We start from the raw sequence: 24,723 nt of genomic DNA, 5'->3' as shown, positions 1-24,723 counted from the left end.
ATAATGTTTAATTGTATTTTGTAAACCGGAAAATACACATTATTGCTGCGCGGCCAACGTTTCCGTGAGCGCCAGCGCCGGCGAGGCCGCTAGCAAGCGGCGCGTATAATCGTGCGTCGGCGCCGCGAACACCGCGTCGGTCGGCCCCTGTTCGACGATCCGACCCTTTTCCAGCACGATCACGCGATCGGCGATCTGCTCGACCACGGCGAGATCATGGGTGATGAACAGGCAGGCGAAGCCGCGGTCGCGCTGGATACGCTGGAGCAAGGTCAGCACCTGGAGCTGAATGGTGACGTCGAGCGCGGAGACTGGTTCGTCGGCGACGACCAGGCGCGGTTCGGATGCGATGGCGCGCGCGATCGCGACGCGCTGGCGTTGCCCGCCCGACATCTGGTGCGGGCGGCGATCCTCGAAACCCGCCAGCCCGACGTCGTCAAGCGTCGTGCGGACGCGCTCGCGGCGTTCGGACGCGCTCAATTCGGGCAAGTGACGCAAGGCGGCGCCGACGATCTCGCCGATGCGCAGATGCGGCGGCAACGACGAGAAGGGGTCCTGAAAGACAAGTTGCGCGTCGCGGCGGAACGCACGCTCGCCCGCGCGGTCGAGCCTGGCGATATCGTGGCCATCGAACAGGATGCGTCCGCCGGCGAGCGGCTTCAGCCCCAAGGCGGTGCGCCCGAGCGTGGTCTTGCCCGACCCGCTGGCGCCGACCAGCGCAACGATTTCCCCGGCGCGGACATCGAGCGTGACGTCGTCGATCACCCGGATTGGGGCGCCCGCACGGAACAACCCCGGCTTGCCCGGATAATCGACCCGCACATTCTCCATGCTGAGGATCGACGGCGCGTCGGGCGCGATCGCCGCTCGCGCGCCATCCTTGCGCGGCAGCGATCCGACCAGCTTGGCGGTATAGGGATGTTTGGGCCGCGCGAGGACCTCAGCTGTCTCGCCCTGCTCCACCATCACGCCCTTTTCGAGCACGATGACGCGATCGGTATATTCGGCGACCAGCCCGAGATCGTGCGTAATCAGCAACAGCGCGGTACCCATCTCGCGGGTCAGCGCGACCATCAATTGCAGCACTTCGCGCTGGCTGAGCGTATCGAGCGCGGTGGTCGGCTCGTCGGCGATCAGCAGCCGCGGCTCGAGCAGCAACACCGAGGCGAGCATGATCCGCTGCCGCATCCCGCCGGAGAATTCGTGCGGATAGCGCGCCAGGCAGCCTTCGGGATCGGTAATCTGGACGCGTGCCAGCATATCGATGCTGCGCCGCCGGACCTCGGCATCGTCGAGCCCGCGATGGAGCTTGAGCCCTTCGGCAAGCTGGACCCCGATCGGCAGCGCCGGATTGAGCGAGGTCATCGGCTCCTGGAACACCAGCCCGATCCCTGCCCCGCGCACCGACCGCAAGCCGCGTTCGCCGAGCGCCGTCAGCTCGCGGCCCTCGAAGCGGATCGTCCCCGACACGCGCTCCAACCCGGGCGCCAGCAGCCCGGGGATGGCGCGCGTCGCCAGCGTCTTGCCGCTGCCCGATTCGCCGACGATCGCCAGCCGTTCGCCGGCGGCGACGGCAAAGCTCAGTCCTTCGAGCAGGATCCGACCACCCGCCTCGATCCTGAGATTCTCGATGGTGAGAAGCGGCTTGCTCATCAATTGTCTCGCGGATCGAGGCGGTCGCGCAGTGCGTCGCCGAGCATGTTGATGCCGAGCAGAGTCGCGACGATGCAGAGACCCGGCGCGATGCTCAGCCAGCTCGCCGCGTACATGTACGGCCGCGCCGAGGACAGCATATTGCCCCAGGTCGGCAGCGGCGGCGGCACCCCGACGCCGAGGAAGCTTAGCGCGCTTTCGGACAATATCACCCAGCCGAACAGGCTGGTCGCCAGCACCAGGATCGGCGGCAAGGCATTGGGCAGGACGATCCGCCACATCGTGTACAGCGCGCTGTCCCCGGCGACTCGCGACGCCTCGACATATTCGCGCTCGCGGATCGAGATGACCGAGCCGCGCACGACGCGAACCGTGGCGGGCAGATAGGCGATCGCCAGCGCGATGACGATGCTGTGCCGGCTCGATCCCATCACCGCGACCAAGGCGAGCGCGAGCAGGATGCCGGGGAAGGCGAGCAGCGCGTCGCTGAAGGTCATGATCACGCGCTCGGTCCAGCCGCGCAGGAAGCCGACGACGAGGCCGAGCGCCGTCCCGATCACGATCGAGATGACGACGGTCTGGATCGCGATCAGCAGGCTGATCCTGGCGCCGAGCATGGCGCGAGAGGCGACGTCGCGGCCGAACTCGTCGGTGCCGAGCCAATGCGCCAGCGACGGCGTCGCGAGCGTATGGTCGAGATCGATCGCCAGCGGATCGTAAGGCAGCCAGACGAAGCCGAGCAGCACCACGACGAGCAACGCGCCGACCAGCCCGAAGCCGAGCAATGAGTGGATCGAGCGCTTCATTCGACCGTCACTCGCGGGTCGAACAATGGATAGAGCAGGTCGACGACCAGATTGACGACGACATAGATCACCGCGGTGAACAACAGGCAGCCTTGCACCACCGGATAGTCGCGGCTGAGCACGCCGGTCACCATCAGCCGGCCGAGGCCAGGCAAGGTGAACACCGTCTCGATCACCGCGATCCCGCCGAACAGTCGGCCGAGCGTCAGCCCGACCAGCGTCAAGGTCGGCGCGAAGGCATTGGGAAAGACGTGGCGCGACAATACGGTGCGCTCGGCCAGACCCTTGGCGCGGGCATGCGTGACATAATCGAGCCGCAGCACGTCGATCGCGCTCGACCGCATCATGCGGATCAGCACGCCGCTTTCCGAAATCGTCAGCGTCGCGATCGGCAGGATCAGGAACAGCATCGCGCCCCACGGATCCTCCGAGAACGGAATATAGCCGACCACCGGCAACCAATGCAGCCACACGCCGAACACCAGCAGCAGCAGCAGGCCGAGCCAGAAGCTCGGCACCGCGAGGATCAGGCTCGCCCCGCTCATCACCGCGAGATCGAGCGCGCTGCCACGGCGCCACGCGGCGACCGTGCCCGCCGCAATCGCGATCAAGGTCGCGAGCCCGACCGAGATCAGTACGACGATACCGGTCGTCTCGGCGCGCGTGATCAGCAACGCCGACACCGGCTCGCCGGTCGTGATCGACGTGCCGAGATCGCCGCTGAACACATGGCCGAGCCAGGTCGCGAACTGGACATAGACCGGCTTGTCGAGCCCGAGTTCGGCATGGAGCGCGGCGACGGCGGCCGGGTCGGCGCCTTCGCCAAGCATGATCTGCGCCGGGTCGCCGGGGATAAGCCGGACGAGGAAGAACACCATCAACGCAACGATGATCAAAGTCGGGATCGCGAGCAGCAGCCGGCGGATGATGTACGCGATCATCGCGCACTCTCCGATCCGCTACTGGCCAGCCCGACGTTCCACAGCCGCTGCGTCTGCGCCGACCAGGCGCGATAGCCGGTGACCGGCGTGCGCAACGCGGTCACGCGGCGCGTATTGTAGAGGACGATCGCCGGCACCTCGCTGCGGAAGCGCGCCTCGAGCTGATCGAAAATCTTCTGCCGCTGGGCGCGGTCGCCGGTCACCACCGACTGGTGAAGCAGGTCGATCGCTTGCGGCGAATTCCACACCTTGCGCGGATCGGTGGCGCGGTCGCCGATCAACACGCCGAACATCTGCGACGCGTCCATCCGTGCCGAAAAACCGAACATCGTCGCCTGATAATCGCCGCTCGAATAGCGCGCGAACTGCGTCGCCCAGTCGAGGCTGACGATCTCGATATTGATCCCGGCATCGCGCGCCATCGCTTGGACCAGGATCGCGGCATCGTACATTTCGGGCGGGCTGTGGCTGGTCATCAGCTCGATCGGCTCGCCACGATAGCCCGATGCCTTGACCAGCGCGCGCGCAGTGGCGAGATCGCGCTTGACCGGCACGCGCTCGGCCGCGCCGTAAAAGGCATTGGCGGCCGGCACCGGCGAGCTGTCGGGAACGCCGGTGCCGTGAGTCACCACCCGGGTCAGCGCCGCCACGTCGAGGCTGAGCGACAGCGCGCGCCGCAACCGGACGTCGCGCAAGATCGGCGCCCCGGTCTGGAGCAGGATGCCGTAGAAGTCCGCCGACATCGCCGAATCCCGCTTGATTCCGGGTGCGCCCGCGATCGTGCCGAGCTCGTTGGGCGCCAGCGCGTCGAGCACGTCGAGGCTACCGCGCAACAACGCCGCGCTCGCCGCCGAGCCATCGGGGATCACCGAGAAGCGCACGCGCTCGACCAGCGCGTGCTTGCCCCCGGCATTGCCGTCGGTCCCGCCCGGCAAGGGCCGATAGCCGTCATATTTGACGAGATCGATATATTGGTTGTGCCGCCATTCGCCCCAGCGGAACGGCCCGGTCCCGATCGGATATCGCCACATGCCGTCGGGTCCGACCGAGGCGCGATGCGTGATCCCGGTGCTCCCGCAATCGAGCCGGGCCAATGTCGCGAGGAACAAAGGCGCCGGGCGATCGAGAACGATATCGACCGTGTCGGGGTCGGGCGTGTCGATCGCGGTCACCGCCGCAATCCCCTTGGCGCTCAGATCCGACTTGCAGCGCCAATGGCTGTAGGGCGCGAGATAGCGGTCGAGCGACCATTTGACGTCGGCCGAGGTCAGCGGCGCGCCGTTGTGGAAGCGGATGCCGCGGCGGAGCGCGAAACGATAGGTGCGACCGTCGGGCGATACCGTCCAGCCGCTCGCCAGCATCGGGCCGACCGATCCGTCCTCGCGCAGCGCGACCAGCCCCTCGACGACATGGAGCAGCACCGCGTCGGTATTGGCGTCGCGTTTCATCCCGGGATCGGACGACGCGATGTCGGCATTGAGCCGCGCACGCAGCATCGATCCGGGCGGCGGCGGCGCCTTGGGGTGTACGAACGCGAGGCCAAGTCCGACGCCGGCCACGATTAGGATCAGGCCAGCGATCGTCTTACGCATCGGCGGTCGGTCGCTCCGCATCGGCCGACGCGTCGGCGGCGAGCGTGTAGCGGACATAGTCGGCGCCGGCATGCGGCATCATCGCCACCTGCATCTCGCCGAGCGCGGGGCGCATCAGGAACGACGCCACGGTCGCGGTATTGCCGGTCATGGTGGAGGCACGCGGCGGCACGCAGATCGACAGCGGCGCGCCCGCTTTATCGAGCAGCACGCCCCTCACCTCATCGAGCCCGATCCGGGCGTGCGGCGCGAGCAGCCGTTCGGCGCGTTGCTGCCGCCAGAAACTGCACGGTGAATCGGGAATGCCGGTCTCGCGCAATTTGGCGAGCGCGACGGGACTGAGCCAATGGTTGCTGTGCACGAGCAGGCCATCGCGCGGTTCTACCACGAAAGTCTCGTCGGGCGCGCATTCGAGGTCGTGGACGATGCCGGTCGGCGCATGGCTGATCGCGAGGTTGTTCGAGGCCGATTTGGGCGTGGCATAAGCCGCACCGAACGCCAGCGAGGGATTGTCCTGCTGCAGCACCTTGCGTCGGATCAGCGCGAGCGGAACGCCGAGGTTACGATAGTCGCGCTCGCATTCGAGATAGTTGCCGGTGATCGCGATGCCGATACTGTTGAACCCGAACCGCGCCAGCCCGCCCGCTTCGGTGAAGGTCAGCATGTCGGGGCCGTCGTCATTCCTGATACGCAGGATGATGCAGGCGTCGGCGCAGGACGATTTCCAGTCCCAATTGTGCGCGTGGATCAGATTGCCGTCGCGCGTGCGCTCGGGCTGGACGACGATCGTGGTGCACCCTTCCGCCGCGCGCTCGGCGAGCAGCCCTGCGCGCAGCACCGGCTCCTTGGCCAGCTTGAGCAGCTCGGTCCGCGCATTCATCAGCACGATGTGCGACAGCGGCAAATCGGCGCCCTGGGCGATGCCGCGCATCTCCTCGACATGATCGGCGTCGAAATCGGCAATGATCGGCAGATAGGCCTCGACCAAGTCGCCGAGCGCAGCCTCGGACAGGCCGAGGCTTCCCATCTGGTTGATATAATGCGAGGTTCCCCGCCGGATCTCGGCCACCGCGCCTTCGCCATAGCGGATGCCGCGATCCCGGGGGCTTCCCCAGATCTCCAGAAGACGGCAAGCGTTGCTCATCGATCGGCATCCCCCGATTTATCTTTGAGGGTCGGTAGCACTGTCTTGCTGAGTTTAAAAAGACAAAAATGCATTATGAGTGAATCATCGTGCATTTTCGCGACAATCTCGCTAGGCGGGCGTCAGGCGCGCGACCGACGGCGCCGCGACGGAAGGGGAATCGAATGTCGACCATGCTGAGCCCGGCCGCGACCATGAGCGACTCGGAACCGCGCTCCGGCCGCGCGATGGACGTGCTGCGCGTCGCCAGCGGCAATTTCATCGAGATGTACGATTTCATGGTGTTCGGCTATTTCGCCGCCGCCATTGGCTCCGCCTATTTCCCGGGCAGCTCGGAATTGGGCACGCTCCTCAAGGCACTCGCCACGTTCGGCGTCGGCTTCCTGATGCGGCCATTGGGCGCGATCGTGCTCGGCGCCTATACCGACCATCACGGCCGCCGCGCCGGGCTGATCGTCACCCTCGCCTTGATGAGCGTCGGCATCGCGACGATCGCCTTCACCCCCGGCTATGCCGCGATCGGCATCGCCGCCCCGATCTTCGTCCTGCTCGGCCGCCTGCTCCAGGGATTCTCGGCGGGCGCCGAACTGGGCAACGTCTCGGTCTATCTCGCCGAGATCGCTCCGCCGGGCAAAAAGGGCTTCTACGTGTCGTGGCAATCGGCGTCGCAGCAAGTCGCGGTCGTCTTTGCCGCGATGATCGGCGTGGTGCTGGGTATGACCTTGAGCGTCGACCAGCTCGCCGACTGGGGCTGGCGCATCCCGCTCGGGCTGGGCTGCCTGATCATCCCGTTACTGTTCCTGATGCGCCGGCACTTGCGCGAGACCGACATCTTCGCCGCGCGCACGACGCGCCCGACGACGCGCGAAATCATGGGCCATTTATGGATCGCGCGCGCGCGCGTGCTGACCGGCATGGCGATGGTGCTGATGACCACGGTCAGCTTCTACATGATCACCGCCTACACCCCGACCTTCGGCAAGCTGCTCCATCTGCCCGAGCGCGCCAATTTGCTGATCACCGCCGGGGTCGGCCTCTCCAACCTCATCTGGCTGCCGCTGATGGGCGCCTTGTCCGATCGCATCGGACGCACCCCGATCCTGCTCGCCTGCACCATCCTCGCGATCCTGACCGCTTATCCCGCGATGGCCTGGCTCGCCGCCAGCCCGAGCGTGACCAAATTGCTGATCGTCGAATTATGGCTGTCGGCGATCTACGCCAGCTACAATTCGGCGATGGTCGTCCACCTGACCGAGATCGTGCCCGAGGAGGCCGGCGCCTCGGGATTCAGCCTGGCCTATAGCCTGGCAACCGCGATCGGCGGGTTCACCCCGTTCGTGGTGACAGCGCTGATTTCGGCCACGGGCAACCTGGCGATGCCGGGCGTGTGGCTGACGGCGATCGCGGCGATCAGCCTGGCCGCGGCTGTGTACAGCCGGCGGTATTCGACGGCTTGATAAGGCGTTCGATCCGGCCTGCTTAAAGGCAGGAACCCGAAGACACGCGAAAAGCGGCCGGTCTGAAAACGACCCATTTGCAGACAACTAAGATCGATCGCACATTGCCCGAGAGCTGTGGTGTGGCAAAGGCTCGTCGCAGAAATAAAGGCTGCCTCGCAGAAATTTAGTCGATCATCATTTCCACGGTGTCGTGAGGGTAGAGTATGAATTCACGATAGAGCCGAAAATGTGCAGTTTCTTCGAGAGTCGTGGCGCGAAGACCGAACCTTTCGAGCTGCCAGAGGGCTGCGTCGGGCAATGCCATCAGGATGGGGGAGTGCGTTGCCATAATGACCTGGCAGTTGTCGGCGCGCTGCATGGAGCGAAGCAGTTTGAGAAATTCAAACTGCTTCGCCGGGGACAAAGCGGACTCCGGCTCGTCCAAGATGAAAAGCCCTTGTTCAGCCAGACGCTCTTGGAAGAAGCTGAGAAATCCCTCGCCGTGGGATGCGCGGAGGTAGCCGGCGCGCGTTGAACCCATTTCATCGAGATACCGTGCGACTGAAAAGAAAGTTTCCGCTCTGAAAAACCAGCCACGCCTCACTTGTGGCAGCCATGCCGCCTTTAGAAGCTGCCCCAGCCGGGCGGCATCTTCGCCCGAGGCGGCTGATTGTTCGACGGCGCGCATGCCTTGAGCGCCGCCGCTATCGCTGAAACCGGCCATGGTGGCGATCGCTTCCAATAGAGTCGATTTGCCGGAGCCGTTTTCACCCACGATGATGGTGACAGGCTTCTCGAACGTGATGTCAAAGCCACCACTGTGGATGATCGGGAGCGACAAGGGATAACTATCCCAATCCGACTCCGCCCGCACTGCATCCCCAGGCAGCCAAACTCGCTTGAGAAAGGGCGGAGGGAGCGAAGTAGTTCGTGCCTTGCGGCTCATTGGGTTCCCCACGCGACGTCTTACGCCACGGGCTTATCCTTGAAAGCTGACAGGAAGAAAACCACCCATTCCCGGTCATTCCCCCCGCGAGATCATGACCAAGCCGGAAGCGAGCATGCGCCACACCGCACACCCCGCCCGCTGCGGCCTGAATCGGTACCGGTACCGGGACCATCTATGCACGGCGACGCGATTACGCAGCTATGTAAACGACCATCAGAAGCGCCTGCTGATAGATTTTCTATCCAACATTAGTGTAATTCTCTTATGAACTCGCTTCCTTCAAAAAGCGATGTTCAATTATTTCGTAGGCTTTAACATTAATTCTACCGAATATTTCAGGCGATCAGCATATTTTATTTCGCATGAGGAACGAAATTCTCCATGACTCGTTGAGGGCATCGAGAACAGAACCATTCGGTTCCAGGAGCTCCTTCATGCGTAAACACCTTTTCGCGGCGAGTATCGCCGCTGTCGTCCTCATTCCTTCGATCGCCAGCGCGCGGACCCGGTCCGAAGTGACCTGCGAGCAGCAGCGCACGACGCAAGTCGTCGCTACCGTTGCCGGCGCCGGGGTCGGCGGAGTCCTCGGCAACGTCGTCGCCGGCCGTGGCGACAAGACCCTGGGCACCGTGATCGGCGCCGCCGCCGGCGCTCTCGCGGGCAATCAGCTCGCCAAGCCGAACCGCGAGTGCAACCATGCTTATGGCTATTATGACGAGGGCAATCGCTGGCACGCCACCGGCATCAACTCGGCGGATGCGCGCGGCTATTATGACCGCAATGGCGGCTGGGTCGATGGCGCGCCGAACGGCCGTTATGGCGACGACAACCGCTGGATCAGCAGCAACGCGTCGGCCGGTGGAAACGGCAATTACCTTACCAGCGGCGAATGGGTCCCCGCCTCGGCCGAGGGCTATTACGACCGCGACGACCAATGGGTGAGCGTTTCGACCGGCGCTGTCGGCGGGCGGGCCGGCCGCCGCGCGGATGCCTATGGCTATTACGACACGCAGGGTCAGTGGCACACCAGCTCGATCGCCCGTGGCCGCGCGACCGGTTATTACGACCGCAACAATGCCTGGGTCGCCGGCGCGCCGAACGGCTATTATGATGAGCGCCGCAACTGGGTCCCCCAGCGTGCGGACGGCTCGGCAAGCGGCAGTTACGACAGCCAGAACCGCTGGATCCCGGCTTCGTCGAACGGTTATTATGACGAGCGCGATCAGTGGGTCGCGGGCACGGCGAGCGGCCATTACGACGCCAACGGGCGCTGGACCGCCGGTGTCACGATCGGTCATTACGACGCGCGCGGCCGCTGGGTCGCCGGCCAGGCCGGTGGCCATCGCGATGCGACGGGAATGTGGGTCGCCGATCCCCAGCCCGGCTATTACGACAGCCGCCGCCGCTGGCATGCTGGCGAGACGTCGGGCTATTATGACAGCCGCGGCCGCTGGATCGCAACCGCGGCCGAGACGGGCAACTATGGAAGCGACCGTCCGGCGATCCTCTCGCAGATCGCCACGCTCGACCGGATGCTCAATACCGCGCAGTCGCAGCGCTCGCTGAGCCGTCGCCAGACCGCCGGCTACCAGCGCGAGCTCTATGCGCTTCGCACCAGTGAGCGATCAATGGGCCATGATCGCAGAGGCAATTTGTCCGCTCGCGATGAAGCCAGACTGCAAGTGCGGATCGACAGCCTGAACGACCGCCTCCGGAACCAAGCCCGGTAAGCAGAAGACGCGGATCAGCGGTTGCCAGGAAGCCGGCGGAGCGATCCGCCGGCTTCTTACCGCGCGGCGAGCACGCGCCACACCGCGCCTGCGATCGCCGCGTCCTGGACCGGCAGTCCCGTCAAATCTGCCACGACGATCGCATCGGCGGCGAAGGTGCGCGGCTCGGCGAGCAACTCGCCCAACGGAATGATGGTGTCAGCAGCGAGCAGGCCGGCGCGTACCGCCCAGCCCGCTTCGCCATTCTCGACGCATTTATCGACCGAGTCCGCGATCACCGTCGCGCGGCCGAGAATCCGCGGATCGAGTTCGCGTTTGCCGCCGCCGTCCGAGCCGACCGCGACGATCCGCGCGCCGGGACGCACCCAATCGTCGTCGACCAGCCATTCGGTCGAGGGCGTCGTCGTGACGACCAGGTCGGACGCACGGACGAGATCGGCGAGGTCGCCGCATGCCTCGCCGCCAATCTCCGCCGCCAAGGCCTGCGCCTTGGCCGGATCGCGGCCCCAGATCAACACGCGTTCGGCACCGATATGGCGGCGGATCATCTCCGCCTGCATCCGCGCCTGAATGCCGGCGCCGACGATCCCGAGCGTCCCGCCCTCATAGCCGATCGCGCGCGCCGCGATCGCCCCAGCCATCGCGGTGCGGACATCGGTCAGCCAGCCGCCATCGGCGAACAGCGCCAGCGCCTCGCCCGTCGTCGCGCTCATCACTGCCGAAAAGCCCTGGCTCGACGACAGGCCTTTGGCGGGATTGCCGTAGAAGCTCGCCGACACCTTGAGCGCGAACACGTCTTCGCCGGCAAGATGCGCGACCTTCACATGCGCATCGCCCGGCGCCGGAAAGCTGAAATGGCCGGCATCGCCGCTCTGCGCCTGGCCCGCCGCGAAGGCGACGATCGCGCGCTCGACCGCCGCCATCGCGGCCGTCTCGTCGAGTGCCGCCACGATATCCTCGCGCGTGAAAATCCGCATCCCGCTGCCTCCGCTCTCATTTGATATTGTTTTTTCGATCATAAAGAGACATTCTCGCAATTGCCAGCCTCAAGGGAGACGATCATGGTCGCACGTCGGACGCTTCAACGCTTGGCGGCGGCGCTGTCGGCATCCGCGGCAACCGTCGCGCTGGCGCCCGCCGCTCACGCCGCGCCCGATGCATGCGCCGCGCTCAAGACGCTGGCCCTCCCCCATGTCCGGATACTGGTCGCGACCCCGGTCGACGGCACGTTCACCGAGGATATGGTCGTCGAGCGCGGACCGCGCACATATACCGGCCTCAAGCCCTTTTGCCGCGTGCGCGGGGTCAGCCGCCCGGTCAGAGGATCCGAGATCGGGTTCGAAATCTGGTTGCCGGCGCGGAGCAGCTGGTCGGGCCGTCTGCACATGATCGGCAACGGCGCCTACGTGTCGAACATGCAATACAAGCAGATGATCCCGCGGCTCGACGATGGCGATGTCGCGGTGGGGACGGATACCGGGCATAGCGGCACCGACCTGAAATTCGGCTGGAAGAACCCGGAAAAGATCAGGGATTTCGGCTATCGCGCGGTCCATGAATCGGTCGTCGCGGCGAAAGCGATCACGCGCGCTTATTACAGCCGTCCGGCGCGCTGGTCCTATTTCAGCGGCTGTTCGACCGGCGGCTATCAGGGCCTCGCCTCGGCGCAGCGTTACCCGAAGGATTTCGACGGCATCATCGCCGGCGCACCGGGCAACAACCGCACCAGCCTGACCATGGCCTTCCTGTGGAATTACCTCGCTAACCACCGCCACGGCGACGATCGCCACCCGATCCTCTCCGTCAGCGACCTGCTGCTGATCAACCGTTCCGCCGTCGCCGCCTGCGACAAGCTCGATGGCGTCGCGGACGGCGTGATCACCGACCCCCGGCAGTGCGGGTTCAAGCCGGCGCAATTGCTGTGTCGTCCCGGCGCGCAGCCGGGCACTTGCCTCAGCCAGGAACAGGTTACCGCCGCCGACAAGATCTATGGCGGCCCGCGCGACGCCCGCACCGGTGCCGCGATTTATCCGGGTTATCCGATCGGCACCGAGGGCGTGATGTCCGGCCCCGAGGACAAGCATCCCGGCTGGAGTGGCTATTGGTCGGAATCCGACAATCCGGCCGAGCCGTCGCGCGCCGACATGTTCAAATATTGGGTGTTCGATAATCCCGATTGGAATTGGTGGAGCTTCAACTGGAGCACCGACGTCGACACGATGCGTGCGCGGTTGGGTCCGATCTTCGACGCCAACGATCCCAACCTGTCGCCGTTCGCGCGCGCCGGCGGCAAGCTGATCATGTTCATGGGCTGGCAGGATCCGGTCGGCACGCCGCTGGAGGCGATCAATTATTATCGCGCGGTCGAGGGTCGCGCCGGCGGCCTCGCAGCGACCCAGGCCTTCGCGCGATTGTTCATGGTGCCCGGCATGGATCATTGCGCGGGCGGCCCCGGTGCGACCAATTTCTCCACCGCGACGCGCGATTCGACGCCGCCGGTACGCGACGCCGAGCACGATATGACGCTCGCCCTCTATGCCTGGGTGGAGAAGGCACGCGCACCACAGAGCCTGATCGCGACGCGCTATGCCTCGGGTGGCGAGGACACGCCGCCCGCCAAACGCGCGATCGAATTCCAGCGCCCGATCTGCGCCTGGCCGAAGCAGCCGGTCTATCGCGCTGGGGACACCAAGCTGGCGTCGAGTTTCGTCTGCGCGTTGCCGGAAAAGCTCTGACCTCTCCGCCCCACTCGCCATGCCCGCGAACGCGGGAACCGAAATTGAGGTGATTCCGCTTCCCCATTCGTCATGCCGGGCTCGTCCCGGCATCCACCGTGGTATCTGACCAACGACCGCTGGGAGCGCGGCACTGTGGACGCCGGCACAAGGCCGGCATGACGGCTGATGCCGATTGCGACGGTTCTGGACTATTCGCCGCAGACCGAATTCATATGCGATTACCTTGCGGCTTTCACGGCGGTTGGCGGTTGATGGGCGCTCACCCCGCTGAAAACGATCGAGGTCGGACTACCAGTCTCCGCGACGACCACCGGATCGCGCGGCATGCCGTCGACGCCGATCGCGAAGCGCACGATATTGTGCCCTTCTTCGTTGGCGACGGCCATCGCGCGGCCGTTGTCGATCAGCGCGAAGAAGCGCGGCGTCTTTCCCCCAGCAGGGACCGAGCCCCTCCATTCGAGCCGGCCATTTGCGCGATCGATCGTGAAGACCGCGACGGTATCGGCGCCGCGGTTGGAGGCATAGAGATAGCGCCCGTCGCGCGACACGGTGATTTCCGAGCCGCGGCTATTGCCGGTGAAATCCTCCGACAGCGCGGAGACGACCTGAAACGGCGTGAGCGCGCCCGACTGGCGATCGAGCCGATAGGCGACGACGGTCGAATCGAGCTCGTTGACGACATAAGCGTAAGGAACGGTCGGGTGAAAGGCGACGTGGCGCGGCCCCGACGTCTCGCGCGCCGGCGTCGCCGCCGCCTCATGCAGCTTGCCCGCGGCATCGATGGTGAAAACCAGCACGCGGTCGCAGCCTTTGTCCGGCACGACGATGAACCGGCCGCTCGGGTCGAACTCGACCTGGTGCGGCTTGGGAAAGGGTTGCTCGATGCGATGCGGGCCGATCTTGCCGTCGAACGGTACGATATCGACCGGCGCGCCCAGCCGTCCGTCTTCGTGGATCGGCAGGCTGGCGATGCCCGACTTCACGCCATCGGCAACGACATGGTTGGCGACCACCATGAAGCGATTGGTCGGATCGGGCGTCAAATGCACCGGGTTGCGGCCGCCGGTGGTGACCCGGTTGAGGAAGGTCAGCTGGCCCGACGCCGGGTCGATCCGGAACGCGCTCGCCTCGCTGCCGTCGCCATGGACGGTGTAGAGGAAGCGGCGCGTGCGATCGAAGGCGAGATAGGATGGATTGACCAGGTCGCCGACCAACTGGACGCGCGCCCAGGCGCCGTCCGTGCCGATCCGATAGACCGAGATACCGTCGCCCCGGGCATTGCGCTCGCGGCTGGTGCGGCATCCGACATAAGCGAAACCCGGCATCGATCCTCCCCCGGCCGCCCATGCGGCCTCGCTTCCCATCGCAACCCCGACGGCCAGCCCGGCCATCACCGTCCGTCGCGACGCGCGCCAGGCGGGCGGTGCGGACTTGGATTGCATCGGCGAACTCCGTCTCGAGATAGGTAATCCTTGCTCTTTGTATTTCTGAATGTCAAAGAACATATTTATGGAGAGCATCGCACCCCCGCCCGTGACCGAGGCCGACGACCGCAGGATCATGCGCCGGGTGTTCTGGCGGATCGTGCCGCTGTGTTTCGTGCTCTACATCGTCTCGTATATCGACCGCGCGAACATCGGCTATGCCGCGCTCCAGATGAATGCCGAGCTGCGGATTTCGGACGAGGCGTTCGGATTCGCCGCGGGCATCTTCTTCATCGGCTATTTCCTGTTCGAGGTGCCGAGCAACATGCTGATGGCGCGCTATGGTCCGCGCATCTGGATCGCGCGCATCCTGATCGGCATGGGCGTGGTGTCGATGGCCACCGCTTTCGTGCAATCGACCTCGCAGCTCTATGGCCTGCGCTTTTTGCTCGGGGTCGCCGAGGCGGGCTATTTTCCCGCGATCATCATCTATCTGACCGCCTGGTTCCGCGCCCGCGAGCAGGCGACGGTGGTGGCGATGTTCACCGCGGCGATCCCGGTATCCTACATCATCGGCACGCCGGTCAGCACCTGGATCATCGATCATGTCCAGGGCCTGGGCCTGACCGGGTGGCGCTGGATGTTCCTGATCGAGGGGCTGCCCGCGGTGATCGGCGGGCTGTTCACCTATCGGCTGCTGGTCGATCGCCCGGCCAATGCGCGCTGGCTGGCGGCGGACGAGCGCGACTGGCTGGAAGCGGAGATCGCGCGCGAGCATGCCGCGACCGGCGTGCGCCATCTCAATACCTGGCGCGCGATCACCGAGCCGCGCGTTCTGTATCTGGCGGCGATCTATTTCGTCTATCAGGCGGGCAGCCTGGGCGTCGGCTATTGGCTGCCCCAGATCGTCAAACATTCGGGCAAGTCGCTCAGCAATGTCGAGACCGGGCTGATCGCCACTTTGCCCTATATCGTCGCGACGATCGGCATGGTTTTGTGGTCGCGGCGGTCGGATCGCACTGGCGAGCGGCGCTATCATACCGCCTGGCCGTTGCTGCTTGCCGGCGCGACCCTGGGCGGCGTCGCCTGGGTTGCCGGCCCGATACCGGCGACCGTCCTGCTCGCGGCGGCGCTGACCGGCTTTTACGCCTTCAAGGCGCCGTTCTGGACACTGCCCGGCATGTTCCTGTCCCGCGCCACCGCCGCGGTATCGATCGCCGCGATCAACTCGATCGGCAATCTCGGCGGGTTCGTCGGGCCCTATGTCGTCGGCGTCGTCGCCAAAGCGAGCGGCAAGCCCGCGACCGGGCTGGTGTTCCTGGCCGGGCTCACCCTGGTCGCGTTCGTGATGGTGCTCGCCGCTCCGCTGACATCGCGCAAGGACTCCGCATGACCGTCCCGACCCGCGCGCTGGCCAGCAACGACGCCAGCTACACGATCGTCGATCTCGCCGCGCTCGGTCTGGCCAGGTTGCCGGTCGTCCATCGTATCCTGATCGAGAATTTGTTGCGGCGAAGCGGAGACGATCCGGCGACGATCGCGCTGGTCGAGCAATGGATCGCCCAGGGCACGAGCGACGCCGAAATCGCCTTCTGGCCCGGCCGGGTGATGATGCACGACACGACCTGCGGCCCTGCTTTGGTCGACATCGCCGCCGCGCGCCAGGCGCTGGCCGATGCCGGCGGCGATCCCAATGCGCTCAACCCCTTGCTCCCGGTCAACGTCTCGACCGACCACAGCCTGGCGGTCGATTTCTACGGAAGCGGCGACGCCGCGGCGCGCAACATGGCGCGCGAACTCGATCGCAATGCCGAGCGCTACAGCTTCATGAAATGGGCATCGGCGACGCTCGACAATTTCACCGTGCATCCGCCCGGCACCGGGATCATGCACACGATCAACCTCGAACAATTGGCCACGGTGGTGACCAGCGAGGAGCGCGACGGCGTTCACTGGGCAATGCCCGACACGCTGATCGGCACCGACAGCCATACGCCGATGGTCAACGGCATCGGCGTGCTCGGCTGGGGCGTCGGCGGGCTGGAGGCCGAAAGCGTGATGTTCGGCATGCCGGTGATGATGCGCGTCCCCGAAGTGGTCGGGGTACGACTGACCAGACGCCTGCGCGAGGGCGTGACCGCGACCGATCTGGCCTTGGTCGTCACGCATCGCCTGCGCCGGATCGAATTGGCCGGGCGGTTCGTCGAGTTCTTCGGCCCCGGCGTCGCGACCTTGTCGGCGGGGGACCGTTCGGTCGTCGCCAATATGGCGCCCGAATATGGGTCGTCGACCGGCTATTTCCCGATCGATGGCGCGACTCTCGATTACCTCCGCCAGACCGGACGGAGCGAAGCGCAGATCGCTCTGGTCGGCGACTATGCGCGCGCGACCGGATTGTGGTTCGAGGCCGAAGCTTCGCCCGTCTATGCCGAGACGATCGAGATCGACTTGTCCGCGATCGGCATCTCGCTCGCCGGTCCGCGCCGCCCGCAGGATCTGGTCGCGACCGCCGAGATACCTGCCTTGCTCGGCGCCGGTCCGGCAACGACGATGCCCGAGCGGCCGGTCGCGATCGCGGCGATCACCAGTTGCACCAACACGTCCGATCCGCGCCAATTGCTCGCCGCGGGCCTGGTCGCGCGCAAGGCGCGGGCGCTCGGACTGACGCCGCCGGATTGGGTCAAGACCAGCCTCGCGCCGGGCTCCCCGAGCGCCGAGCGGCTGCTCATCCGTGCCGGCTTGCTCGAGGATCTCGAGGCAGTCGGCTTCGCGATCGTCGGTTATGGCTGCACGGTGTGCATCGGCAATTCGGGCACGCTGGCCGAACCGATGCTGCAGGCGATCGAGCGTGGCAGCGCGCGTCCGGTCGGCATCCTGTCGGGCAACCGCAATTTCCCCGGGCGAGTCCATCCGCAGATCGAGGACGCCTTCCTCGCCTCGCCCGCGCTGACCGTCGCCTATGCCCTGGCCGGCAACGCCGCGATCGACATCGCCCGCGACGCGATCGGCCATGATGCCGAGGGTGCGCCGGTCACGCTCGACCGGTTGTGGCCGAGCGGCGCCGAGATCGACGCCGCCGCGGCGATGGCGATCCGGCCGCAAGATTATGCCGCGGCGTTCGATGCGGCGGAGGCAAGCGCGGCCTGGGCGGCGCTGCCCGCGCCCGACACCCCGCTCTATCCCTGGCATCCCGGCTCAACCTATCTGCGCCCGCCGCCCTTTGCCCGGATGGAGCGCGACGACCGGCTAGGGCATTATTCCGCCTCACCGTTGATCGTGCTCGGCGACGACGTGACCACCGACCACATCTCCCCCGCCGGCGCGATCCCGACGGACAGCGACGCGGCGCGCTGGCTGATCGACCATGGCGCCGATCCGGCCGATCTCAACGTCTTCTCGTCGCGGCGCGGCAATTGGGAAGTGATGCTGCGCGGGCTGTTCACCAACCGCACGGTCCGCAACCTACTCGGCGAGGCGATCCCGCCGGGCAGCACGTTGATGACGACGGGCGGCACGCCGCTGCCTTTATGGCGCGCGGCGGCCCGTTATGCCGAGACCGGTCAGCCGGTCGTGATCGTCGCCGGCGATCGCTATGGCATGGGGTCGTCGCGCGACTGGGCGGCGAAAGGCGCGAGCCTGCTCGGCGCGCGCGCGGTGCTGGCGGCGAGCTTCGAGCGGATCCATCGCTCGAACCTGGTCAATATGGGCATCCTGCCGCTGCGCCTCCTCGCCGACCGGCATCCGTCGACACTGGCACTGGCGCCCGAAGACCGGATCGAGATCGATGCGCCCGCCGAGACGCTCAGCCCGCGCGCGATCGTGCCGGTCGCGATCCATCGCCGCGACGGCGGGGTCGAGCGGTTCGCTGCGGTGGCGCAGGTCGAAACCGCGCTCGAACTGTCGGTCCTCCGCGCAGGCGGCATCATCCCGCTCATCCTCGGCGGAGTGCGCAACTTTAGGGCATAGCTGCTCCGATCCCCAAAACACGCTTCCCCGGCGAAGGCSGGGGCCCAGTCGCACCGTTTCCTCGAAGGCGGGACGTCATCTCAAGATCATCGCAGCTGGGCCCCGGCCTTCGCCGGGGAGGCGTATTGCGTGTTCGCCCCGAGCCTCGATCAGCGCTTCGAAAGCTTGTCGAAAAACGCGAAAGTGCGATCGAGCGCCATCAGGCTGTCGCGCTTCGTCGCCTCGGGGGTTGCGTCGACGAAACCGTGATTGGCGCCGGCCACCGGCACGAATTCGACCGAGGCGCCCGCCGCCCTCATCCGCGCAGCCATCGCCTCGCTCTGACGAAACGCGACTTCCTCATCGGCAGTGCCGTGGATCAGCAGCAACGGCGGCGTGTCGCGATTGACATAGCTGACCGGACTCGCGGCGGCGACCGTGTCGCGGCAAACCGCCGGATCGCAACCCAGCAAAGCAGTCAGCGTCTTCGCATTAAGCGCCGTCCCGGGCCGCTCCCCGCCCAGCGCGAAATCGAACACGCCGTACCAAAGCGCCGCCCCCTGCACGCAATCCGACTGCGGCAACGGTTTGGCGAGCTTCGCCGCGGAGCCCGGCAAGCGGCCGGTCGATGGCGGCGGATCGAACGCGGCCACCCCGCACGTAACCGTCGCCAGCCCGGCCAAATGCCCTCCCGCAGATCCTCCCCATAAATAGACCCGCGAGGGATCGATCCCATACTCGCCCGCCCGGCTGCGCAGGAAACGGATCGCCGCTTTCACGTCCTGGACCGGCGCCGGAAACTTCGCCTCGCCGCTCAGCCGGTAATCGACCGAGGCAACGACATAGCCGCGCGCCGCCAGCATCGCGAGCACGCCCGGCCAGTCGGTAAACGCCCCCGACTGCCGCGCATCGCCCCGGCTCCAGCCGCCGCCATGTACCCAGATCACCAATGGGCGCGCTTTCGCCCTCGCGCGATCGACATGAAGATAAAGGTCGAGCTGAAGCGGCCGATAGCCGACATAATTGGCATATTCGACATGCCCGCGCGCGACGATCCCGCCGGGATAACGCGCTTCGACTGTGGGGAAGGTATCGTCACGCACCGACTTGGCCGAGATTGCGGGCTGCTTGCCCGTATCCGCCGCCGCGAAGCCGGGGGTAGCCGCCAAAGCCAATGCCAGGAGCCGCCACCGCATATCGATCACCTCGCGTTCAATCCGATATTGCACTCATACGGCCAATAATACGATCTGCAAGCGTGGCGTCAACGCAAGGCGGTTCGTCAGCGGCAACGACCGCGGTGGCGGCTCGGAGCCCGGACCGACCTGGGAAGTAGGCGTATAGAGCGGCCGGTCGGTTATCGACCCAATCGCGGTCGTTCGATCACCACCAAAGGGAATGGCAGAAAGTGGGCCGATAGCCGAATGGCGACTTTCAGGCGGGAGAGCGCAGAAAGCCGATCTTCGGAGCGGACAGCACAGCGGGCGGCTCGGGCCGGAACGTTATCTGGACCATCGCCCGCGCGATTAGCGGGAGATCGCCGCGAACCTACCTTGGAAGCGCAGACTTAACATTGCGGCCTGACGGGCGTCGATAGTTGTTCCCCGCTAATAACGGGTTGCCGGGAAGCCGGTCCGCTCAGGAGCCGTTGCTGCGAACGCGCCGTCGTGGTGATGTGCGCGAAATGACAGAACACACGACCAACGGATTCGACAGCGCAAGCCTCGCCGCGGCGATGCACGACGGCGAGGCAGACGAATATCTCAATCAGGCCATGCGCGCGCTCGATGACACCGCCTGGGCAGCATTCGCCGACGACGCTGGCGCAGCCCATCGTCGCGGCGACCTCGACCTCACCTCCGTGCTAGCTGGGGAACCCGGGCGCCAAGTCGGCTACGCGACGCAGCAGTTCGTCGAGAAGGCGGCCCCCGCCAGCGGAATGGGGCTCGACGGCTTGCTGGCGTTGGCCAAGGCTGGAGCGCTCCGCGAGAAGGACGGCGAAACGCCATACTGGATGAAGTCGGCGATCGGGCAGTGGGGCGAACTCGACCAAGAAAACCCAGGCAGGCTGCTTGAGGCAATCAGGGACGGCCGCGCATCGGTCGACCTCATCCAAGTCGCGATCGCCACCGGCATCAAGGTCGACCGTCCGGCGTTCCTTCCGATTGTCATCGGCATGCTCAAGGGCCCGGATGCTGCCGAGAGCGACGTCGCGGCGAACGTGCTCGGACAGACATCGGATCTTTCGCCAGCGGATCTCGCGACCGCGAGCGACGCACTTCAGGCGACTTTGCGGGCCACGCAGGGAGCGCGCGTCGGCGCAGCCTTGCGCGCCTTGCTCGACATCGCCGCCCGCGACACCTCACCAGTCGCGATCGGCCTCGCCGCACTGGCGGAGGTCAGCGCGAGGGCGGACCGGCACGTCAGGGCCGCGATCACCAATTCGATGATGTTCGGCGCCAAGAAGGCCGATCCCGCACTAGCCAGACCCGCGCTCGCGCTGCTGCACGAGACCGAGGCGGACGAGACCGGGACCATCGAGGGCATCGACTTCATCCTGTCCGAAAACCTGTCCGATCCGCTCGCCGCCGACGTAGCAGCGCTGGCAGACCGCCTACTCGGTGGCGAGACCGTCACGATGAAGCGCCTCGACTCCTACGAGCACCAGCTGCTGACCGACACCGGCGGCGCGCTCGTGCAAACGGTCACGCGGTGGCTGCTCACCGACCAGATGCCGCTCTACACGGCCGTGCGCGACCTGTGTCTAGCCGTCTACGGCAATCCCATGACCTTCGACCTGGACTTCTCGTCCGCCGCCCTCGCACCGCAGCGCGCAGTGCGCATCGCGCGGCGGTCGTGCGCCATCCTACTTCTCTCCCCCGAGACCGCGGCCTCCGTCATCGTCAGCCTGATGAGGACGGGACCCCCGCAAGCCATTCCCGCCCTCGGCGCCATTCTGTGGAACCCCCTCCTCATCAGCTACTGGACAGGTCCGAGGAAATACCTGGAGGCAGTCTTGGAGGATCTGCCGGTCGCGGCCGCGGATGCGGTCCGTGACGCCATCGCCAGGCTCGATCGCTACAGCGCCGACATCGAGAAGGCGCGCGACCTGCCCGAACTCAGGCCATCCCCGCACCATCGCCACCTCGCCGCGATCAAGCGCCACCGCGACCAACTCGCCATCCAGAAGGCTGCGCAGGAGGCGTCGGTCTTCGGGTCGATCTTCCCGACATCAATCATGCTGTTCGGCGACAGCACGGTATACGACATGGTCGTCGAGCCCGGCAAAACGGTTCGGCAGGAGAGCCTGCTCGGCGTCCACGAGCATTCGCACGAGCTCCCCCGACTCGACGTGATCGACCCGTTCGGCACCTGGTATCGGCGCGCGCGCATGATCAGCGACGGTGGCGGCAAATGATCCCCATCGTCAGGGAGTTCTTCCGCGGCCTGAAGGAGCGCGACGAACTCGACGCCATCATCCCCGAACTGCTGACCGCGATGGGCTACGAGGTCCTCTCGCGCCCGATGGTCGGAACTCGGCAATATGGCTCGGACGTGGCAGCTATCGGAACCGACGATGACGGCCAGCGCAAGCTCTTCCTGTTCTCGATCAAGCGCGGCGACCTTAATAGGCGCGAATGGGACGGCGATTCCGATCAGGCCCTCAGGCAGTCGCTGAACGAGATCAGGGACGCTTATCTCGCCGGCGTCGCGCCGGCGCACCGCGGACTTCCAGTGGTCGTCGTCATTACCATCGGCGGCATCGTACTCGAAAACACGCTGCCGATGGTCAACGGCTACATGGCGGCGGAGACCAGGCCGGGCGTCGAATTCCGCCTGTGGACCGGCGACACCCTCACGGCCAAGGTGGTCGAGGGCGCGATGCGCGAGGAGGTCTTCCCGGAAGCGCTGCGCACTCTACTCCGCCGCGCCGCAGCGCTCGTCGAGGAGCCGGAGGCGGCGGTCGGTCAGTTCGCACGGCTGCTGTCGCGGGTCGCCGATGACGACGGACAGGACGCCATCCCCCGCGTGCGGACGCTCTACCTCGCGTTGTGGATCCTCACCGTATGGGGCCGAGAGGCCGGGAACCTTGAAGCGCCCTACAGGGCGAGCGAACTGGTCGTGCTGCGCTGCTGGGAATTGCTTTGGGCCGTGATCGAGGCCGACGGCGGCCGCAAGCTCGAGGCAAGCCACACGCTCCACGAGGTGATCCTGCTCCACCTGCGAATCTGGGACGAGCTTTACCGCGACAAGGTACTTCTGCACGCGAGCAGCCTGCATGCCCTCAGCTTCGCCGTCTGGTCCCACGAGAGCGTGGACGTGAACCTCGCCATGTTCGAGACGGTCGGACGCGTCGCCATGGGAGGCCTATGGCGGCTGTGGATGTCGCAACCCTTGGGAACCGCCCCCGACGCGATCGACGGGCCGCCAGCCGACCTGCTGTCGATCGCCGAGGGCGTTGCCCAGATGGCCGGCTCTAACCCCGCCCTCCTGACCCCCGTCACGGAGTTCCAAGGCGTCGACCTGTCGCTCGCGCTGATGCTGCTCGCCGCTGTTCCCGACACCAGGGGCGAGGCGGCGACCTGGGTTCAGGAGACGTCCCGTGCGACGCGGCTCGCCCACGCCCGCCGACGGGACTATCCGGTCCGGACGACGGACTACGAATCGCTCATCAGCGACGAGACGCCGGACGACGACGCATGGCGCGACGCCACGGCGGCGAGCATCATCCAGCCCATACTCGCTGCGTTCGCCTGGGGTCTTTCCAGGCCGGAGATCGCCACCGAGATCGACGATTTCCAGAAGAGTGAACTCGGGCACTGCAACTTCCAGACGTGGGTCGTGAACGCCGGGACCGACGCCAAGCTCTGGCGGGGCGGCGAACTCACCGGTTCCTCCCGCGGCGGCCTGACCATCGGTCCAGAAGGGACGGAACTGATCGAGACACTCAGGCGAGAGGTGTCGGAGAACGCGGCGCACGCCGCGCTGTCAGCGATCCGGCTGGACCACTGGCCGATCCTGCTGCTCGCGTGTCGGGTCCACAGGCTGCCTCCACCGCCACAACTCTGGCTGACGCTCCTCGAGGGGCTCGCCGCATCGGGTCCGGACGAGCGAGGGCGCGGCCGCACCGCGACGGCGGCGCAACCGGCGACGCTCGGTGGGATCGCCTTGGCGCTGCGGCACGCGAGATCGACATCGTCCTACTGGATCCTAATGCGCGACGAACTCGCGGCGGCGGAGACGAAGCCAGCGACCACAGCGGAGGAGAGTTCGTGAACGACGCCCTTTTTGGTGACCTCGAATATGAATTTGGGTGGGTCGGCCAATGCGAGTGGCCCTTCCTCGGTAACGTTGCTCACACGCGCTTGATAATTCCGTGCGAAGAACATGCTGACATAAGTGCGGCCCAAAGACAGGCTTATGCGGCTTTTGAGCAGTGCAAGGTCGAAATGACCGACACTGCGAGAGATGCGATCTTCACATACTATCGTGAGAATTTGCCGGATTTGCGCGCGCGCTTCGGCCCGCAATTCGCCGATCAGTGTGCACCTGAGATCGCTAGCGCCAAAGACCTATCTCATCTGGTGACGCCCTCGGAAGTGATAATTCAGGAATCCTTTGAGAACCCGCCTGAGCGAGTTGTCGGTTTGCTGTTCGACTGCACTTGGGAGCCAAGCCTAGGTTTGGCGGTGAAATTCGTAGACGAGCGTTTGAGCGGCGTCGGCACGCAAGACATTGTTCTCTAGGGCACCCACCAACGGCAGCTACCTTCGCTTTGCACTGGAAACGAGATAGGCAGCAAACCACCCAGTTTCGGACATTGCCCGCTTCATAAACGAAGGGCGGCTTTTGGGGGCGATGCAACCGCAATCGAATGTCTGATTAGGAGCGCTTTGCTGCCGTTGCAGGACGCCTTTGGATGGGCGGCAGCTTCCGACCCAATTGCAGACATTCGCCGACCGTGCTTCTGTCTGCGAATGACAAACGACGAAGCCCGCTTTGGCAAGCGCCCGCGCAAGCTGGCGAAGCATAAGCCGGTGGATTCGGCGTCGACGTGATGCCCCACCATCTTCTAGTCGCAAGTCTTGTTGCGGCCATGGTCGCTACTCTAACTTGGATTTGCATAGCACGAGGTCGGCTGTTCAACTGGGAAGATCACGTTACGCGAGCCAAATACCCTAAGCGGTTCTGGTATACAGTCGTATCTAGGGCGCTCGCCGGTGCCGGCGTTGCATTGGTAATCGCAGTGTATTTTTAGACAGGTTGGCAAAACCTGATCGCCACATCCACGGTCCGCGGAATGGCAGCTTACCACCAATAGCAGTCGTTTCCGGCTACCTGAACGTTCGGCAGCTTCCGAG

Annotated in this window: 17 protein-coding genes; 8 read left to right on the top strand and 9 right to left on the bottom strand. The window is 65.7% G+C overall.

The window, feature by feature from the left end:
* Positions 1–39: 39 nt before the first annotated feature.
* The 5 genes from AC1DSD_RS05880 to AC1DSD_RS05860 are packed head-to-tail and all read right to left on the bottom strand — an operon-like array spanning position 40 to position 6,136.
* Positions 40–1,653, bottom strand: a complete 1,614-nt coding sequence (locus AC1DSD_RS05880; RefSeq protein ID WP_478028997.1) for a dipeptide ABC transporter ATP-binding protein — start codon at positions 1,651–1,653, stop codon at positions 40–42.
* Positions 1,653–2,459 (bottom strand): ABC transporter permease, encoded by an 807-nt coding sequence (locus tag AC1DSD_RS05875; RefSeq protein WP_478028996.1) that lies wholly within the window; start codon positions 2,457–2,459, stop codon positions 1,653–1,655. The genes AC1DSD_RS05880 and AC1DSD_RS05875 overlap by 1 nt, the downstream gene beginning before the upstream one ends.
* Positions 2,456–3,400: an ABC transporter permease gene (locus AC1DSD_RS05870; protein WP_478028994.1), complete on the bottom strand. Its 945-nt coding sequence runs from the start codon at positions 3,398–3,400 to the stop codon at positions 2,456–2,458. The genes AC1DSD_RS05875 and AC1DSD_RS05870 overlap by 4 nt, the downstream gene beginning before the upstream one ends.
* Positions 3,397–4,992, bottom strand: coding sequence for an ABC transporter substrate-binding protein (locus AC1DSD_RS05865; protein ID WP_478028993.1), 1,596 nt, complete (start codon positions 4,990–4,992; stop codon positions 3,397–3,399). Before AC1DSD_RS05865 ends, AC1DSD_RS05870 begins: the two co-directional genes overlap by 4 nt.
* Positions 4,985–6,136 carry a C45 family autoproteolytic acyltransferase/hydolase gene (locus tag AC1DSD_RS05860; RefSeq protein WP_478028991.1) on the bottom strand — a complete coding sequence of 384 codons (1,152 nt, stop codon included), beginning with the start codon at positions 6,134–6,136 and terminating at the stop codon, positions 4,985–4,987. The genes AC1DSD_RS05865 and AC1DSD_RS05860 overlap by 8 nt, the downstream gene beginning before the upstream one ends.
* Before the next feature lie 164 nt (positions 6,137–6,300).
* Here AC1DSD_RS05860 and tcuC point away from each other — a divergent pair, with 164 nt between their 5' ends.
* Positions 6,301–7,593 carry a tricarballylate/proton symporter TcuC gene (gene tcuC / locus AC1DSD_RS05855; protein ID WP_478028989.1) on the top strand — a complete coding sequence of 431 codons (1,293 nt, stop codon included), beginning with the start codon at positions 6,301–6,303 and terminating at the stop codon, positions 7,591–7,593.
* A gap of 166 nt (positions 7,594–7,759) precedes the next feature.
* Here the strand turns inward: tcuC and AC1DSD_RS05850 are convergent, their stop codons facing one another.
* Positions 7,760–8,416 (bottom strand): AAA family ATPase, encoded by a 657-nt coding sequence (locus AC1DSD_RS05850; protein ID WP_478028988.1) that lies wholly within the window; start codon positions 8,414–8,416, stop codon positions 7,760–7,762.
* 542 nt (positions 8,417–8,958) lie between these two features.
* Here AC1DSD_RS05850 and AC1DSD_RS05845 point away from each other — a divergent pair.
* Positions 8,959–10,254 (top strand): glycine zipper 2TM domain-containing protein, encoded by a 1,296-nt coding sequence (locus AC1DSD_RS05845; RefSeq protein ID WP_478028987.1) that lies wholly within the window; start codon positions 8,959–8,961, stop codon positions 10,252–10,254.
* Between the two features lie 56 nt (positions 10,255–10,310).
* On the opposite strand, the gene AC1DSD_RS05840 is transcribed toward AC1DSD_RS05845, so the two are convergent.
* Positions 10,311–11,231, bottom strand: a complete 921-nt coding sequence (locus AC1DSD_RS05840) for a Gfo/Idh/MocA family oxidoreductase (protein ID WP_478028985.1) — start codon at positions 11,229–11,231, stop codon at positions 10,311–10,313.
* 84 nt (positions 11,232–11,315) lie between these two features.
* On the opposite strand from AC1DSD_RS05840, the gene AC1DSD_RS05835 reads away from it, so the two are divergent.
* On the top strand, positions 11,316–12,989 hold the full coding sequence (locus AC1DSD_RS05835; protein ID WP_478028983.1) for a tannase/feruloyl esterase family alpha/beta hydrolase: 1,674 nt from the start codon (positions 11,316–11,318) through the stop codon (positions 12,987–12,989).
* Between the two features lie 221 nt (positions 12,990–13,210).
* Here the strand turns inward: AC1DSD_RS05835 and AC1DSD_RS05830 are convergent, their stop codons facing one another.
* Complete coding sequence (locus AC1DSD_RS05830) at positions 13,211–14,434, bottom strand: lactonase family protein (protein ID WP_478028982.1); 1,224 nt, start codon at positions 14,432–14,434, stop codon at positions 13,211–13,213.
* 67 nt (positions 14,435–14,501) lie between these two features.
* Here AC1DSD_RS05830 and AC1DSD_RS05825 point away from each other — a divergent pair, with 67 nt between their 5' ends.
* Positions 14,502–15,809, top strand: coding sequence for an MFS transporter (locus AC1DSD_RS05825; RefSeq protein WP_478028980.1), 1,308 nt, complete (start codon positions 14,502–14,504; stop codon positions 15,807–15,809).
* Positions 15,806–18,382, top strand: a complete 2,577-nt coding sequence (gene acnA, locus AC1DSD_RS05820) for an aconitate hydratase AcnA (protein WP_478028979.1) — start codon at positions 15,806–15,808, stop codon at positions 18,380–18,382. Before AC1DSD_RS05825 ends, acnA begins: the two co-directional genes overlap by 4 nt.
* Before the next feature lie 149 nt (positions 18,383–18,531).
* Here the strand turns inward: acnA and AC1DSD_RS05815 are convergent, their stop codons facing one another.
* Positions 18,532–19,557, bottom strand: a complete 1,026-nt coding sequence (locus AC1DSD_RS05815) for an alpha/beta hydrolase fold domain-containing protein (protein ID WP_478028978.1) — start codon at positions 19,555–19,557, stop codon at positions 18,532–18,534.
* A gap of 488 nt (positions 19,558–20,045) precedes the next feature.
* Here AC1DSD_RS05815 and AC1DSD_RS05810 point away from each other — a divergent pair, with 488 nt between their 5' ends.
* Genes AC1DSD_RS05810 through AC1DSD_RS05800 form a run of 3 tightly spaced genes read left to right on the top strand, consistent with a single transcriptional unit; the run spans position 20,046 to position 24,108 of the window.
* Positions 20,046–21,779, top strand: coding sequence for a hypothetical protein (locus AC1DSD_RS05810; protein ID WP_478028977.1), 1,734 nt, complete (start codon positions 20,046–20,048; stop codon positions 21,777–21,779).
* The gene (locus AC1DSD_RS05805; RefSeq protein ID WP_478028976.1) at positions 21,776–23,638 is read left to right on the top strand and encodes a hypothetical protein; all 1,863 of its coding nucleotides are present in this window, start codon (positions 21,776–21,778) and stop codon (positions 23,636–23,638) included. The genes AC1DSD_RS05810 and AC1DSD_RS05805 overlap by 4 nt, the downstream gene beginning before the upstream one ends.
* The gene (locus AC1DSD_RS05800; RefSeq protein ID WP_478028975.1) at positions 23,635–24,108 is read left to right on the top strand and encodes a DUF6985 domain-containing protein; all 474 of its coding nucleotides are present in this window, start codon (positions 23,635–23,637) and stop codon (positions 24,106–24,108) included. The genes AC1DSD_RS05805 and AC1DSD_RS05800 overlap by 4 nt, the downstream gene beginning before the upstream one ends.
* Positions 24,109–24,723 lie beyond the last annotated feature (615 nt).

It is taken from the genome of Sphingomonas sp. P4_D12 (assembly GCF_056401895.1).
The sequence above is the reverse complement of the archived record's forward strand: the minus strand, read 5'-3'. Positions and strand labels throughout refer to the sequence as shown.